The organism is Spirosoma endbachense, assembly GCF_010233585.1.
GTDB lineage: Bacteria > Bacteroidota > Bacteroidia > Cytophagales > Spirosomataceae > Spirosoma > Spirosoma endbachense.
Window position 1 is genome coordinate 728,981 of record NZ_CP045997.1, and the last position, 15,119, is coordinate 744,099.

General features: G+C 45.9%; 14 protein-coding genes. 7 read left to right on the forward strand and 7 right to left on the reverse strand.

Translation table 11 applies throughout. The features are described from left to right. Nucleotides 1–154: 154 nt before the first annotated feature. On the forward strand, nt 155–619 hold the full coding sequence (locus GJR95_RS02970) for an Lrp/AsnC family transcriptional regulator (RefSeq protein WP_162384470.1): 465 nt from the start codon (nt 155–157) through the stop codon (nt 617–619). Between the two features lie 108 nt (nt 620–727). Here GJR95_RS02970 and GJR95_RS02975 read toward each other — a convergent pair whose 3' ends face one another. From GJR95_RS02975 to GJR95_RS02995, 5 genes are all read right to left on the reverse strand, one after another. Further along, nucleotides 728–1,945, reverse strand: a complete 1,218-nt coding sequence (locus GJR95_RS02975) for an efflux RND transporter periplasmic adaptor subunit (RefSeq protein WP_162384471.1) — start codon at nt 1,943–1,945, stop codon at nt 728–730. 3 nt (nt 1,946–1,948) lie between these two features. Then, nucleotides 1,949–3,316: a TolC family protein gene (locus tag GJR95_RS02980; protein ID WP_162384472.1), complete on the reverse strand. Its 1,368-nt coding sequence runs from the start codon at nt 3,314–3,316 to the stop codon at nt 1,949–1,951. A 298-nt stretch (nt 3,317–3,614) separates the two neighbouring features. After that, nucleotides 3,615–3,989 (reverse strand): YtxH domain-containing protein, encoded by a 375-nt coding sequence (locus GJR95_RS02985; protein WP_162384473.1) that lies wholly within the window; start codon nt 3,987–3,989, stop codon nt 3,615–3,617. 32 nt (nt 3,990–4,021) lie between these two features. Continuing rightward, nucleotides 4,022–4,273, reverse strand: coding sequence for a YtxH domain-containing protein (locus tag GJR95_RS02990; protein ID WP_162384474.1), 252 nt, complete (start codon nt 4,271–4,273; stop codon nt 4,022–4,024). A gap of 413 nt (nt 4,274–4,686) precedes the next feature. Then, nucleotides 4,687–4,848 carry a lmo0937 family membrane protein gene (locus GJR95_RS02995; RefSeq protein ID WP_162384475.1) on the reverse strand — a complete coding sequence of 54 codons (162 nt, stop codon included), beginning with the start codon at nt 4,846–4,848 and terminating at the stop codon, nt 4,687–4,689. A gap of 470 nt (nt 4,849–5,318) precedes the next feature. Here GJR95_RS02995 and GJR95_RS03000 point away from each other — a divergent pair, with 470 nt between their 5' ends. Continuing rightward, on the forward strand, nt 5,319–5,693 hold the full coding sequence (locus tag GJR95_RS03000; RefSeq protein WP_162384476.1) for a response regulator: 375 nt from the start codon (nt 5,319–5,321) through the stop codon (nt 5,691–5,693). 92 nt (nt 5,694–5,785) lie between these two features. Further along, nucleotides 5,786–7,261, forward strand: coding sequence for a sigma-54-dependent transcriptional regulator (locus GJR95_RS03005; protein WP_162384477.1), 1,476 nt, complete (start codon nt 5,786–5,788; stop codon nt 7,259–7,261). A gap of 72 nt (nt 7,262–7,333) precedes the next feature. Here the strand turns inward: GJR95_RS03005 and GJR95_RS03010 are convergent, their stop codons facing one another. After that, on the reverse strand, nt 7,334–7,978 hold the full coding sequence (locus tag GJR95_RS03010; protein WP_162384478.1) for a porin family protein: 645 nt from the start codon (nt 7,976–7,978) through the stop codon (nt 7,334–7,336). 225 nt (nt 7,979–8,203) lie between these two features. Between GJR95_RS03010 and GJR95_RS03015 the strand changes: the two genes are divergently transcribed. The 3 genes from GJR95_RS03015 (at nt 8,204) to GJR95_RS03025 (ending at nt 12,295) form a co-directional block, all read left to right on the forward strand. After that, complete coding sequence (locus tag GJR95_RS03015) at nt 8,204–10,138, forward strand: ATP-binding protein (protein ID WP_162384479.1); 1,935 nt, start codon at nt 8,204–8,206, stop codon at nt 10,136–10,138. A gap of 154 nt (nt 10,139–10,292) precedes the next feature. Then, on the forward strand, nt 10,293–10,733 hold the full coding sequence (locus tag GJR95_RS03020; protein WP_232074009.1) for a response regulator: 441 nt from the start codon (nt 10,293–10,295) through the stop codon (nt 10,731–10,733). Nucleotides 10,734–10,819: 86 nt separating this feature from the next. Beyond that, entirely contained in the window at nt 10,820–12,295 is a 1,476-nt protein-coding gene (locus GJR95_RS03025; RefSeq protein WP_162384480.1) for a hybrid sensor histidine kinase/response regulator, read from the forward strand. Between the two features lie 48 nt (nt 12,296–12,343). On the opposite strand, the gene GJR95_RS03030 is transcribed toward GJR95_RS03025, so the two are convergent. Next, nucleotides 12,344–13,075: an NUDIX hydrolase gene (locus tag GJR95_RS03030; RefSeq protein WP_162384481.1), complete on the reverse strand. Its 732-nt coding sequence runs from the start codon at nt 13,073–13,075 to the stop codon at nt 12,344–12,346. A 195-nt stretch (nt 13,076–13,270) separates the two neighbouring features. On the opposite strand from GJR95_RS03030, the gene GJR95_RS03035 reads away from it, so the two are divergent. Continuing rightward, the gene (locus tag GJR95_RS03035; RefSeq protein ID WP_162384482.1) at nt 13,271–14,896 is read left to right on the forward strand and encodes a carboxylesterase/lipase family protein; all 1,626 of its coding nucleotides are present in this window, start codon (nt 13,271–13,273) and stop codon (nt 14,894–14,896) included. Nucleotides 14,897–15,119: the final 223 nt, after the last annotated feature.

The window sequence follows — 15,119 nt, forward strand, 5'->3', positions numbered from 1 at the left end:
GTTGTTGTCGATTGAGGAAACAAAGGTAGGCTAACAGGTTTTCTTTTCTAATAGTTGCGTACTATTTGGGAAATTTGGATAATATTCGAAACATTAAAAGGAAATTATTCTATCAGTAGGCTATAATACGCTTACCTGGCGTAAAAATTCCGTTATGGTAAATCTAGACTCAATTGATCATAAAATCCTGGGTCTTCTCCAGGAGAATGCCCGACTGACGATTCAGGAGATCGGACAGCGTATCAATCTATCCAAGACGCCCGTTCATGAGCGTATCAAACGACTCGAACGCGAAGGCGTTATCGACCGCTATGTGACAATTCTGGATAAAAAAAAACTGGGTAATATATTGATGGTTTACTGTCAGGTAACGCTGGACCGACAAACACGCGATGCCTTTGCCGACTTTGACGCAGCCGTACGTGAGTTACCAGAAGTACTGGAGTGTAACCGGGTTTCGGGAACGTTTGATTATCTGCTCAAAATCGTTAGCCGCGATATGGAAACGTATAACCGGTTTTATCAGGAACAATTGTCTGTTATTCCCGGAACGCTGCATATAAGTAGCTTTTTCGTGATGGCTGAGGTCAAAAATTCAACTATAGTACCAGTTGGGTGAAGAATTTATAGCTTGTTGTTAATAATCGAGCCCGGCAGCGCTGGCTACCTGAACAGATCTTCTGCTTTGGGTAGCCAGCGCTGCCGGACCCGATTGCCGATAGTTGATTTAATTGCCTAACGCATTGTAGATCAATAGCTGGTTTGTGGTAACAACCCGGTCGCCGGGAGTCAGACCGCTCGCCAGGAACGTTTTTTGCCCGACTGTTTTGTAGATGTTTACTTCGCGTACAATGGGCTGGTTTTCTTTATTGACAGCAACCACAAAGTTACGATTTTTGTCGAAGACAACAGCCCCAGCCGGCACTGTTACGCGTTTGTCGCGGCCGGGATAGGTTACGCTCACGTTGGCGAACATTTCCGGTTTTAGCCGATAGTCGGCGTTGTCGAGGGTTACCCGTACCTTCAGTGTCTTGCTATCGGGGTCGAGTACATTAAAAATCTTATCGATTCGACCATGAAAGACTTTGTCAGGGTAGGAGAGGGTCGTAATAGTTGTGGGGTCGCCTTCATGAACATTAGCCAGATCGGACTCATATACGTTAGCCATCACCCATACACGATCAAGATTCGAAATGGTGAACAGATTTTCGGGGTCATCCGAACGCAGTTCCATGCCGGGAGAGGCTGTCTTTTCAACGATAAACCCACTCATTGGCGCTTTCACTACATAAACAGATCCATTACCGCCCAGAATCCGACGCCGTTCCGAAACACGATTGACTTCACCTTTTGCCGCTAACAGTTGTTCTTTGCTGGCTACCAGTTCACGTTGCGAACTCAAACCAGCCTGCGCCATGTCTTCGGTAACCTGAAGATTCTTCTGAGCAACAGACAGCTGTCCACGGGCCGATATACCCTGTTGCTCCAGGTCGGCAAGATCGCCCGACCGGATCACGGCTAAGGTCTGTCCTTTTTTAACAAAATCGCCTAAATCGGCTTTGATCGTCTCAATATGCCCACCAACAAGCGGGAATACCTTGACAACCTGATCCTGATTAAACGTGATTTTTCCGGTCAGATTCAACTCATTGACAGCATTTTCTAACCTGGCTGTATCGAGTCGGGCCGTAGACAGCAAATTCGTTTCATGGCGCTCTGTCGACGATGCATCGTCCGATTGGGCCGATGAGCCGCAACTACTCAGGCTACCCATCAGGAGCAGGCCAGCAATAGCAGCTATTGCCCGTTGCCGAAATCTGGTATCAGTCGATGAACGGACCAGAAATCCGAAGGCAGCCGCCATTGGTTTATCGGTACTTAACCCCAGGTGGTCGCGAATTTGAAGCGGGCGGGAGCAGGGCAATATGAATGAATACTTTTTCATGACTTAATTTTGAAAGGGGTTGGTACCAACGGCAAAGCTTACTTCTTCGAGGCTATGCATCCGGTCATTCTGGAGTTGGGCAAACTGAAGCTGGCTACTTTTATAGGAGTCAAAAAAATCCAGAAACTCAACCACATCGATATTTTGCTTTTTATAATTAGTCGTAACACCATCGATTAACCGCCCGAAATCATCGTTGAACCGCTGGTCGAAGGTTTGGTATAGTTGCTCGGTCTGGAGTGCTTTGGTGTAGGCCCGCTCCACATCGCTGTCGACCTGCAAATTGTACGCGCTCAGTAATTGCTGGCTGCTTTGAATACGAATTTTAGCGGCCTGAATATTTCCCTGATTCTTATTGAGTACAGGTAAGCTGATACCCACACCGACGCCAAAATAGTTGGAAATATAGCTGCCATTACGGTCGTAGGTCCCCTGAAGAGTCAGGTCTGGGACCGCCATCGCTTTTTGCAGAGTCAGGTTCTGCTGTTCCTGTTTTGCCTGATCGCGGTAGCCTTTTAAATCAAATCGATGCTGTTCTGCCAGCTGAAACAAATTATTAATAGTCAGGCTGTTTACCGTAAACCGATTGATGGCTTCGGGGGCAACTACAGGTTGTATGGCTGTGGATGGACTTGTATTGAGCAGGACAACCAGATCGGCCTGATCATCAATTAACCGGCGGAGTAATTGCTGCCGTTCGGTAGTCAGGCTAAACAGGTATGCTTTCAGGCGAGTCAGATCTTTGAGAGGCACATTGCCTTTATCAAACTGTTGCTGATAGAGGGCAACGGTTTGCTGAAGAGTCGTAATTTCCTGGTTATAAACAGTTAGCGTCTGCCGGGCATAATAGAGGTCATAAAAGGTGGTATGGAGCTGATAGGTCAGTGTTCGCAGAAGATCGTAGAAACGGTCAGTTGCCAACTCAGTGCTTGTTCTGGCAATTGCCAGCTGTTTGTTCCGCTTGCCAGCCAGCCGGATCAATTGCTGCACTTGTACAACCTGTTGAGCATTGCTCTGCCGAAACGGGAGTACTTCTTTGGTCTGCTGGTTATAGGGCATCGTTTCGACGTAAATGGCCGGATTGATGCGCAGTTGCGATTGAATTTCATAAGCCTGATTCTCGCTAATGCCAAGTTGGGTAGCCAGTACAGTCAGGTTATGAGCTTTAAACTGTTCGTCTGCCTGAGCAAGCGTCAGCCGAAGCGTATCGGAAGCGGGAGTTGTGGGTGTATTTGTGTTTATAACCGGCGTTTGAGCAATAGCGAACCCGGTTGATAAACTCAGCGCAGCCCATACCGTCAGTGCGGTACGTATGGGGGAAAACAAAACCGATGTCAGATGCAAAATCATGTTGAACAATGTGGTAGACATTATTTCAACAGCAAAGGTCATCAGACGCAATTAAAGGCTGCTTAAACCAAAATTAAAAGGTTGTTAAACGTATGCTTTAAGTAATTGTACGTTCTCAAAACTGTAAATTCTTTAAGTATTACTATATTGATAAAAAAGGATAATTTGCAGATATGCAGACTGTTAGTGGTATTTTTATTTTAATGAATCTTTAACTACTTTTTTGTCAATTACTTAGGCTGTAAAACAACAGCGACCTACCCTTATTCAGAGTAGGTCGCTGCATTTTTCAAGACGTTAAGTAAATCAAAATTTTGCACTAGTTGACTTTAAGCGCATCCTGCGAATCTTCAACGCCAGATTGAGCATTGTCGGCTAAATCATCAACTTTAGTGTTGTATTTAGATTTTAGATTCTCTTTTTCTTTATTAAAAGCTTCCGTAGCCTGATCTTTATATTGATTGTATTGCTCTTTCGCTTTATCGGCGTACTGATTCACCTGCGACTTAGCTTGCTCGAAACCATCTTTTACCTGCGAAACACCTTTTTGTAATTGATCTTTCAGATCATCGGTTCTTTTGCTGGCTTCTTCAGTTAATTTGTCCCGTGTTTCCTTCCCACTCCGGGGAGCTGTCAGAATGCCAATAACGATACCGGTGATTATTCCTGTTAAAAAATCGCGTGAGCTTCTCATTTTTCTGTTCGTTTTAGGTGATTGGTGATCAATTAGTATTTTGCTTTTTTCTTGACCTGGCTAACAGCGTCCTGGGTTTTTGTGACAGCGCTGTCGACATAGTCGTTATATTGGCTACGGATATTGTCCAGACCCGATTGCAACTGGTCTTGCAAATCTTTAAAGAACGAATCCGACTCAGACGAGATCCGTTTGCGGGTTTTCTTGCCACTTTCGGGAGCTAACAAAACACCAACAATGGCTCCTACTGCTAATCCCACTAAAATTCCGGGTAACGATTTCATGATTGCTTGATTTAGTGTGTGATTCATTACGCCGTTCCTATAGAAAATTTTGTACCAGAACGTCGCAAATGTAATAAGTGTCTGACAGAAAACAAGTTATTGAATGCGCTGAATAAGCCAATACAGATATACTGAGGAGTATTTTCCACAAAGGGCCCCAATAGTTCCTCACCCCATTGTCAGTACAATCTACCATTAATTTTGGGCATTTGCCTGATTGTAGGGGCAAAAAATAGTGACAAAACAAAAAATCCCTACGCTCAACTTGGCGTAGGGATTCCGTACCCACCGTAACTTGTACTTAACCTAAAATGAAACCACCTAAACCTAAATGTACCACCTTGTTAGGTATGTTGTGTATGTCTTTAACCAGAATGGTCTGGCTGAAAAAGGTAAGTTGAAACTAGTACGCCTTAAACCCCTCTTCCCTGAATCAGGCGCAGGATAATTGCAATAACAGCGATAACCAGTAATACGTGTATCAAACTGCCTAACCCAAAGCTATTAAACCCTAAAAAGCCCAGGAGCCAGAGGATAACTAATATAACAGCTATCGTATAGAGCAAATTTCCCATAACGTCAATTGAGTAAATCAGAATTGATTGTCTCGCATTCGTCATTCTTAGTAGAAAAAGTTATGCCAAAAGAACTCAGATTGGCGAAAATGTAACAAAACATAGCTTACAGTGTTGTAAATGAGCCTTTACTATCTCTATCATAATGGTAACTAATCAAAAATAGCCTATAAAAAGGTCGCTATAACTGTGGACTTAATTCTACAGTTGTAGAAATAACGGGGAAAAAAAGCCCATAATACCAATAGAGTTTAGCCATAAATCAAACGTTTCTGTAATTTTTAATGCGCCTTTAAATGCCATAATTCGCCCATTCTCTGCACTTTACTAAGTATATCTACGTGTTCTGAGAAACTGAAATTTTCTTCGGCATAGAATTATATAGAGTATTAATAAATTTAGTCCATTGGATTAAGCGTAGTAAAGCGATGATGGGAGTTAGCACCAGACCGAAGTTCAGGCCGACCATAATGAATCCAGTTTCGAATAACAAGCGGGTTCTAATTATTGACGACGAAGCAGATATTTGTTTATTATTATCAGGCTTGTTAAGAAAGCTAGGATATATTCCAACGTGCGCGCACTTCATTGAAGAAGGGCGTCAGTGTTTGAATACACAACAGTTCGATGCTATTTTCCTGGATTTAAACTTGCCAGATGGATTAGGATTTGACTTGCTGCCGTTTATTAAGCAAGACCAGGCGGAGGCTAAAGTAATCATGATAAGTGCCTTCGATGGGCAGGCCGAACGTAGACGCGCTACTGAGCAGGGTGCTGACTATTTTGTGGGCAAACCCTTCACCCGCCGTTCGGTTGAGCAGGCTTTGCAAACCATTCAGGTTTGAGTATCTTTGTTTACGCAGCCGGAAGTACCTTTCTCGTCCTTTCATTCGTTATTTAGCTGGCATAGGTTGCCCGAATCGGCTGCTACTACTTCATGGAAAAGATTTTAATCGTTGACGATAACAATGATATATGCCTGCTTCTCGAGCGTTTTCTGAGTAAACAGGGTTATAAAACAGCGTCGGTCCAACGGGGTGAGGACGGTCTCATACTGTTACGAAAAGAGCCGTTCGAATTGGTTATCTGTGACTTCAAACTACCTGATATCGACGGCCTGGAAATGTTACGCCGGATAAAGGTATTACATCCAACCACAGCTGTTATTATTATTACCGGCTACTCCGATGTGCGGGTTGCCGTTCAGACGGTAAAGCATGGTGCTTATGATTATGTGACAAAGCCACTTTACCCCGACGAAATCCTTTATACAATCAAGAGTGCTCTCGAACGACGGTTGCAGTCGCTTAACCAACCCGCTGACTCATCCGTTTCTCCAGCCGCTTCTGGCACTGCATCAGCTAAACCAACTTCCGCAAGGTCTGCCACTAAGAGTGTCATTGCACCCGACGGCAAGCGATTTATTTTTGGTAAAAGCCGGGTAGCCGAACAGCTACAGAAACACATCGACCTGATTGCTCCAACCGATATGTCAGTTATCATAACTGGCGAAACCGGAACAGGAAAGGAATTTGTAGCCAATGCTATTCACCTCAAAAGCAAACGGGGCGATAAGCCTTTTGTCGCTATTGACTGTGGTGCACTGAGCAAAGACCTGGCTGGCAGCGAGCTGTTTGGACACGTTAAAGGCGCTTTTACGGGTGCAATGGCCGATAAAGCGGGTAGCTTCGAATTTGCGAACGGAGGCACGTTGTTTCTAGACGAAATTGGAAACCTTTCCTACGATAATCAGATCAAATTATTACGTGTTCTACAGGAGCGTAAAATCCGTCGGATTGGTTCTAATCAGGATATTGCGGTGGATGTACGGATTATCGTTGCTACCAACGAAGATCTGCGTGAAGCCGTAAGACAGGGCCGTTTTCGGGAAGACATTTACCATCGGATCGCAGAATTTGAAATTCACCTCGCCCCGCTGCGTGAGCGTAAGGCCGATGTCATGATCTTTGCCGAACATTTTCTGGAACTGGCTAACCAGCAACTGGAAAAAGACATTATCGGCTTCAACGACGAAGCGAAAGACAAACTGAAGGAATATTTCTGGCATGGTAACCTGCGTGAGTTGCAGAATGTTGTAAAGCGAGCCGTACTGCTGACGCAGGGTGATTATATCGAAGCGGATGTATTACCACAGGAAATTCTTTCCCCACAATATCTGACCTCCGATGCCGTAAGTGGAGCCCAGGTAAGCTATGATCCGGCCCGGCCTGGTGTTCCGGTGATCAGTCAATCGGCTGCTAATTTGAAATCTGTTTCAGAAAATGCCGAACGAGCTGCCATTTTAAAAGTTCTGGAGAAAACCGGATACAACAAAACCAAGGCTGCTGAAGTGCTGAACATTGATCGTAAGACCCTGTACAATAAGCTCAAAGCGTACGATATCCATCTATAGCTTCATAATTTCAGTTGTAAACTGATTGAACCAGCAATGCTGGTTCAATCAGTTTACAACTGAAATCGTCAATTAATTAAAACTAAAACCTACTGATAATAGTCCTACACCGTTTTTAGCATTGCCTAATACCGTACGGGCAGCTCCGCTATTCGCAATATTTTGTAGTCCCTGTTCATACCGGGCGCCGATAAAGGCTTTACCAAAATAGACATTCAGACCACCAGCAAGGCCATAATCAACTTTGTTGAAATTATCCCGATTGATGGCAGAGGTTCCCGTGCCAAAATCACCGTTAGAATTGACGTCTGAGTTTAGCAGGTAAGACACGTAGGGCCCCGCCTGTAATTCAACAGACTGACCTAATTTGAAGGTTGCTAAAACAGGAAGTTCCGCGTAATTGAGCCGAAACGTGTTTTTACCGTTAAACCCTAACACATTATAATCTGCCGATGCCCCTTTCGTTGTATAAAGTAACTCTGGCTGGATGGCAAAGAACTCGCCAAGGGGAGCCTGGGCAAATACACCTAAATGAAAGCCAATTCGTTCGTTCTTGTTGGTGACGCCCTGGCTATCATAGTAGAGAGAACTGGCGTTCAGACCGCCTTTAATACCGGCCCGAACACGACCCTGAGCCAATGTATCGGTGGTTGTTGATACATAGACACCAATCGTTAAAATAGCAGCCGTAAATAAAGCATTCACTGAGCTTTTCATAGTGTTGAATGTTGGATTGTGAGGCAGGAACACGTCCTGCTTTCCTGACTTAGAGGTAAAAATTCGTGCCAGAGTTTAACTGTACCCTACTTTATAGCCGTCTGAAGCTGTATTTCAATGGATTCAGCATTTTTACGGAGCCAGTAGGTATGTATTCACCAATTAGGCATTTTACGTATTTTGCGGACAGTCTTCCACAGTATGGGGAAGAATCCGTTCACTAGAATGAATATGGTTACCGATAGCTTATCCGATCTTCCGTTTTCCGATATGCTTAATTTATTGCCTGATGGGGTCGTGTTTCATCAGGCCGTGCGAGATGAAACAGGCATCATTGTGGACTTTCGGCTCATCTATTTTAATAAAGCATTTGAGTCATTTGCTCCATCGCCCTATAAACGGGAACTGGGGATGTATATGCTGGGCGATAATCGGGAACAGGAAGCCATTCTGGGGCCAGCCATGCGGCAATATGTGCAGGTGGTTGAAACGGGCGAAATGGCAACACACGTTTTTTATGATCCCAATCTGAATGCAACAATCAGTCTGAGAGCTCGAAAAATGGGCGATGGCGTATTGGTGACATTGCGCGATATAACGGTTCAGCACAGGGCAGCTCAACAGGCCGAAATGCAGAACAAACTTCTGCATGGAATTCTGAATACGTCGCTGAATGGAACCGTTGTGTATGAAGCCATTCGCGATAGCCGCGGTACGATCATTGATTTTCGATTTCGACTATATAATCAGACTGCCCGAAAAGATATTCTGGAACGTATCGGTAGAGACATTGCCGATCACACATTGCTGAGTATCTATCCCGACTCACACATAACGGGTATGTTCGGGCTGTATGCGCGAGTAACAGAAACTGGCGAATCGGTACGTACTGAACATTATTTTCCCTCCGTAAATACCTGGTATGATGTTGCTATCGCCAAGCTGGATGATGGTTGCGTCGTTACCTTTATCGATATCAGCCAATTAAAAAAGGCTTCAAGGCAGGCCGAAGATCAGGCCGAATTTGTGAGTAAGCTGCTGGATGGGTCATTGAATGGCCTTGTTTCTCTTGATCCTGTTCGGGGAAATGGGCACTTAACCGATTTGCGCATATTATCGGCTAATCGAGCCGCCGAAGTTTTCTTTCAGCGAAATCAGACCGAGGTTGTGGGACGCGGGTTGCTGGAGCTATACCCCGAAAGTGTGGAAATGGGCCTCTGGACCATGTTTGAGCAGGTACTGAAGGCCAGACAGGCTGAACGTGTGGAAGCCTATTTGCAAACTGACAAAGCCGAACTCTGGCTTGATGTGTCAGCAACCCCTCGCGATGGAGACGGACTCGTTGTCTCATTCATCAATATTACAGAGCGAAAAAAAGCCGAACGGCATACTGGTACCTTAATTCAGGAGCTTCAGAAGACAAATAACAATCTGGAACAATTTGCCTATGTGGCCAGCCATGATTTGCAGGAGCCGTTGCGAAAGGTAGTGTCTTTTGGCGATATGCTGCGAAATCAATATGCTGATACACTGGGAGCCAATGGGGCTGATATGATCAACCGCATGCAGTCGGCGGCCTTCCGGATGCAAATTCTTATTAAAGACTTGCTGGCCTACTCCCATGTGGCTAACGCCAGAGAAGCATTTAACGAGGTAGACCTTAATCAGCTTGTTGCTGAAGTAATCAATGATCTGGAATTAGTCATTCTGGATAAGAAAGCAAACCTGGTGACAGGTGCATTGCCTACGGTTAATGGAGATACCAGTCAGTTACGCCAGCTTTTTCAGAACCTGATTAGTAACGGGCTAAAATTTAGCCGGACAGATGTGGTGCCACACGTACAGATCATGGCCGATCTGGTACGAGGACGCGAGGTGACCCGGCCTGATGGAACGAATCTATTGCCAGAATCTCTGGCAAATCGGGGCTTTCACCGGATTCAGGTACTCGATAATGGGATTGGATTTGACCAGCAATATGCCGAGCGAATCTTTCAGCTTTTTCAGCGATTGCATACCCGATCTCAATTTACCGGAACGGGTATTGGCTTGTCCATCGTTCAGAAAGTAGTAGAAAACCACCAGGGTTTTATTCGTGCAGAGGGTCGGCCCAATGAAGGATCAACTTTCGTTGTTTTGTTGCCTATTAAAACTCTATAGTTAGCAGATTTTTTTTATTTTTGACCAATTTACCTGCGTAGAATAGTGTGTACCTTCCTACTTACAGACTTGAGTGTGCGATCAGCCTGTTAAGCTGGTTGAAAAGGATGTAATTGAACGTAAATAACCGTAACTGCTTAACTTAATTGATTGTATGCACCGAAAGTCTATTGTGATGACTATTCTTATTGCCGACGATGATGCCGATGATCGTATGTTTCTCGAACAAGCGATGCGGCAGAATGGTTATAATCAGGCAATTGAGTTCGTTGAAGATGGCGAACAACTGATGGAATATCTGAGGCAGCAAGGACGTTATAATGAGCAGAACGCACCCTGGCCCAATTTGTTGATTCTGGACCTGAATATGCCTCGTAAAAACGGGTTTCAGGCGCTTAGCGAAATTAAAGATGATCCGAAGCTTCGTCGTTTGCCCGTAATCGTTATGACAACATCCTCAACCGACGAAGATGTGATTAAAACGTATAACCTGGGCGTTAACTCGTTTGTGACAAAGCCCTTTAACTTTAATCGGCTGGTCGAAATGATAGGGGCACTTAAAGCCTACTGGATGGATACCGTTAAATTGCCCTAGTAGACTCAAACAGTTTTCTGTTTGCTTAATGGCTAAATTTAACGTTGCATTATAATTGAAAACTGTGGGTTATTGCCCAAAAGTATATGACTGCTGAATCTACTCTCAACGTTTCTGTAAAAAATGATACTATCCGCGTTCTCCTGATTGAAGACGACGAGGACGATTACATGTTAACCCGTGCACTGGTGTCGGCGCGGGAAAATGGAAATATTAAGCTGGACTGGGTCGACAGTTATGAACGGGGGCTGGAAGCGCTAAAACAGAACGACCATGATGTCTACCTGGTCGATTATCGATTAGGGCATCATACCGGGATTCACCTCATTCAGGAAGCTTTTCGATTAGGTTGCCGGGCCCCAATGATTCTGCTGACGGGGCAGGATGATTTGACGGTCGACCAGTCGGCTCTCGAACTCGGTGCCGCCGATTATCTGGTGAAGGGGCGTATCGACGCTCAACTGCTTGGGCGCAGTATTCGCTATGCACTTCGACAGGCCAGCGTTCTGGCCGAGGTTGCCGAGAAGGAAAACAAATACCGGTCACTTTTCGAGCGTTCAATTGATGCGATTTTCGTAGCCGATGAACAACTTCATTTTCAGGATGCTAACCCATCCGTTGAGCGCCTGCTGGGCTACAGCCGCGATGAGCTGCGTAAACTGAACCCCGCCCGGCTTTTTGCCGATCTGAACTTTCTGCGGGAGTTACGCTTCAACGTCCGTGAGCATGGCCAGATCAAGGACTTTGAAACGACACTGATCAGCAAAAGCGGTCGGAAGCGAATTTGCCTGATTTCGGTCTGGGCGGTTGAAGATAGAGCCGGTTTACCCGAATGGTACCAGGGCATTGTCCGCGATATTACGGATCAGAAACGGGCACAACAGGATCTGATTCTGGCCGAGAAGTTGACCATGACCGGCAAAATTGCGCGTAGTATTGCCCACGAGGTCCGTAATCCACTGACCAATTTAAGCCTCGCTCTGGAACAGCTCAAAGATGAGCTGGAGATGGACAATGAGTATGTAACGATGTTTACCGATATTATCGGGCGGAACGTAGATCGCATCGGGCAACTCATCACCGAAATGCTTAACTCCTCCAAACCACGTGAACTCGAACGTCGTCGGCAGGATTTCAACGCAGTTGTAAAGGCAACCCTACAACTTATCAGCGACCGTATTAAACTCAAACGGATGCGGCTTGAGGTGCATTTTGCAACGGATGACTGTACGGCGTTACTGGATAGGGAGCAGGTGAAAACGGCACTGCTTAACATTCTTGTCAACGCGGTTGAAGCGATGGAAGAAGGCAAAGGAATGCTGGTTGTAAAAACCTATAGTACTGAAGATAACCGGGTTTATGTGGAAGTGATGGATAATGGCGGAGGGATTACCGAAGCCGACCGTAAGCGACTATTTGATCCATTTTTTACCGGTAAATCGGGCGGTATGGGCCTTGGTCTGACGGCCACACAGAATATCATCAACAGCCATAAAGGCTCCATTGAAGTGGATAGTCAGGTAGGGCAGGGAACGACCTTCCGGCTGTATTTCCCGAAGTAATTTCGCTTCTCTTTTGTGTCCGCTTTTTAGTTCCTGCGCGATTCCCCTCTATTTTCCTGAAATGAAACGGTATAGGTAAGGCGCTTTATGCGCTCCGCCCCTGTATTGTTTGTCGAGCCGCTCCAGAATACTCAGACCAAGCATTTTTCGCTGAAAGCTTGACCGATGCAACGACTGCCCCAGAATAGTTTCATAGAGACTTTGGAGGTCGTTCATCGTGAAAGTTTCGGGAAGCAAATTGAAGCCAATCAGCTTCCGGTCGAGGTCAGCTCGCAGCGTGTCCAGCGCTTTTAAAACGATAGTCTGGTGATCGAGCATCAGTGTAGGTAAGGCAGCCAGATCGTACCAGGTACAACTATCGGAAAGCAAATCCGGAACAGGCACTGCCTTTGTAAAATCAACGAGCGCATAGTACCCCACCGTAACAAATCGGCCCAGCAACCAATGGCTGTCGACGGGTTCCAGACCCTTGCCTGCCATGATTGCGCGTAAAGGGGTAGGGTCATGACGGTTTAGGTCACCGAACGTATAGAACTGCTCCAGGTAAATATCATGCAAACCCGTTCGTTCGGCGAGTACGCGCCTGGAGGCATCATTTACATTTTCACCCTCTCGAATAAAACCACCCGGTAGGGCAAACAGGCTCGTATTTCGATACTCCAGCAATAAGATTTTCAGTTGGTTATCATGAAAGCCGAAAATCACGCAGTCGATGGCCAGACCCGGTAAGAAACCGGCTCCATCTGATCTGCTTTCTTCCGGAATAAGTTGATCGTTCATACTGTCAGAATTCTAGCCACAAATAACAGAAAATTTGGTGATCTCAATTTAAGCGATTATTATTGTCTCATTATGCTACAATAATAAGCCAATAACAGACACAGGGATGATTTTTACCAGTAATTAACCCTGACTAACTGATTCCCTAAGAAAATTGTCTACTAAGTCCTGCTAATTACCCTTATCCGATTTGTCATGAAAATCCCTTTTATCGCGTTGCTTGCTATGCAGCTAACAGTAGCGGCAATTGCTCAATCAAACAATGAAGCCCCTCAGGCCAAAACCGCCAACGGCACCGTAGAGGGTACTACTGAACAAAGCGGGATTCGCTCATTCAAAGGAATTCCGTTTGCACAACCGCCTGTCGGTGAGTTACGTTGGAAAGAGCCGCAGCCCGCAAAAAACTGGCAGGGAGTTCGTCCTGCTAAAAAATTTGGGCCCCGTGCTATGCAGCTTGCTCTTTTTGGCGATATGGGCTTCCGGTCGGACGGTATGAGCGAAGATTGTCTTTACCTGAATGTATGGACACCCGCCAAATCGGCCAAAGAACGACTACCGGTGTTGGTTTACTTTTATGGGGGTGGCTTTATGGCTGGCGATGGTTCAGAGCCACGCTATGATGGTGAGAGTATGGCCCGTAAAGGCATCGTTACGCTTACCGTGAACTACCGCCTGGGCTTATTTGGGTTCTTTGCCCACCCTGAATTAACAAAAGAATCGCCACATCGGGCATCCGGTAACTATGGCTATCTCGATCAGAATGCTGCTTTGCGTTGGGTACAACAAAATATTGAAGCGTTTGGAGGAGACCCTAAAAAAGTAACGATTGCTGGTGAGTCCGCCGGTTCGGTCTCGGTCAGCGCTCAGATGGTATCACCCTTGTCGAAAGGCCTGATTGCTGGTGCTATTGGTGAAAGCGGTTCACTACTCGGCACATTGCCGCCTGCTCCGCTTTCCGAAGGAGAGAAAAACGGTGTTGAGTTCGCCACGAGTGTCGGGGCAAAATCGCTGGTCGATTTACGGGCGATGCAAGCTGACAAACTGCTCGAAGCAACCGCTAAGGTTCCTTTCGGCCGCTTCTCGGCTACGGTCGATGGATACTTTTTTCCAAAGCCACCATCCCAGCTTTTTGCCGCTGGTGAACAGGCTCATGTTCCATTACTGGCTGGCTGGAATTCGGAGGAAATGAACGCACGGGTTGTGCTGGGACAGGAAAAGCCAACCCCCGAAAACTATACAAAAGCGGTGCAGAAACTGTATGGCGAACAGGCCAGTGAAGTTTTAAAACTATATTCGGGCACAACCGAAGATGAAATCATACAGGCGGCTACTGATCTGGCCAGCGACCGGTTTATTGGCTATAGCACCTGGAAATGGGCTGATATTCAGAGTAAAACGGGCGGAAAACCGGTATATCGTTATCTCTACTCACGCCCAAGACCGGCTATGACACCCGAAATGGGTAATGCGGCCCCAGGTCTGGCGGGTGGTGTTGTCAAGAGCGATGCCCCTGCTGCCAAAGCGCCACCTGCTCGTGGAGCCGTGCATTCGGCGGAGATCGAGTATGCCATGGGCAATCTGGCCACGAACAAAGTATATGCCTGGACACCTGACGATTATAAAGTGTCGGAGGTAATGCAGAACTATTTTGCCAACTTCATAAAAACGGGTAATCCGAACGGTTCTGGTTTGCCAACCTGGTCGGCAGTTACGAATGGAAATGCGGTTCCGGTTATGCACATCGACGTAACAACCCGGCAGGAGCCTGAACAGAAAAGAGGGCGTTATTTATTCCTCGACCCGCTTTACAACAAGCAATAGACAGATACAGGCTTCGGTCTGAGGTTCAGTTTATAGTCCTTTACAATTTAGTCCCGCAGTAGCTACGTCTTTGACAGGCGTATGCTATTGTGGGACTTTGTTTTAGGGAATAGGAGCATTATCCATCCGGAAATTATAACGCAGAACATAGCGATTGACGATTACTCAACTTGGTAATAGTGGACTTGAAGAGCATCGCATAAAAATAATTGGACTTTACTTT

Excerpts from the sequence above, each read along its gene's own strand:
- GJR95_RS02970 (WP_162384470.1), top strand. The coding sequence starts at position 155 with ATGGTAAATCTAGACTCAATTGATCATAAAATCCTGGGTCTTCTCCAG.
- GJR95_RS02975 (WP_162384471.1), bottom strand. The coding sequence starts at position 1,945 with ATGAAAAAGTATTCATTCATATTGCCCTGCTCCCGCCCGCTTCAAATT.
- GJR95_RS02980 (WP_162384472.1), bottom strand. The coding sequence starts at position 3,316 with ATGTCTACCACATTGTTCAACATGATTTTGCATCTGACATCGGTTTTG.
- GJR95_RS02985 (WP_162384473.1), bottom strand. The coding sequence starts at position 3,989 with ATGAGAAGCTCACGCGATTTTTTAACAGGAATAATCACCGGTATCGTT.
- GJR95_RS02990 (WP_162384474.1), bottom strand. The coding sequence starts at position 4,273 with ATGAAATCGTTACCCGGAATTTTAGTGGGATTAGCAGTAGGAGCCATT.
- GJR95_RS02995 (WP_162384475.1), bottom strand. The coding sequence starts at position 4,848 with ATGGGAAATTTGCTCTATACGATAGCTGTTATATTAGTTATCCTCTGG.
- GJR95_RS03000 (WP_162384476.1), top strand. The coding sequence starts at position 5,319 with ATGAATCCAGTTTCGAATAACAAGCGGGTTCTAATTATTGACGACGAA.
- GJR95_RS03005 (WP_162384477.1), top strand. The coding sequence starts at position 5,786 with ATGGAAAAGATTTTAATCGTTGACGATAACAATGATATATGCCTGCTT.
- GJR95_RS03010 (WP_162384478.1), bottom strand. The coding sequence starts at position 7,978 with ATGAAAAGCTCAGTGAATGCTTTATTTACGGCTGCTATTTTAACGATT.
- GJR95_RS03015 (WP_162384479.1), top strand. The coding sequence starts at position 8,204 with ATGAATATGGTTACCGATAGCTTATCCGATCTTCCGTTTTCCGATATG.
- GJR95_RS03020 (WP_232074009.1), top strand. The coding sequence starts at position 10,293 with ATGCACCGAAAGTCTATTGTGATGACTATTCTTATTGCCGACGATGAT.
- GJR95_RS03025 (WP_162384480.1), top strand. The coding sequence starts at position 10,820 with ATGACTGCTGAATCTACTCTCAACGTTTCTGTAAAAAATGATACTATC.
- GJR95_RS03030 (WP_162384481.1), bottom strand. The coding sequence starts at position 13,075 with ATGAACGATCAACTTATTCCGGAAGAAAGCAGATCAGATGGAGCCGGT.
- GJR95_RS03035 (WP_162384482.1), top strand. The coding sequence starts at position 13,271 with ATGAAAATCCCTTTTATCGCGTTGCTTGCTATGCAGCTAACAGTAGCG.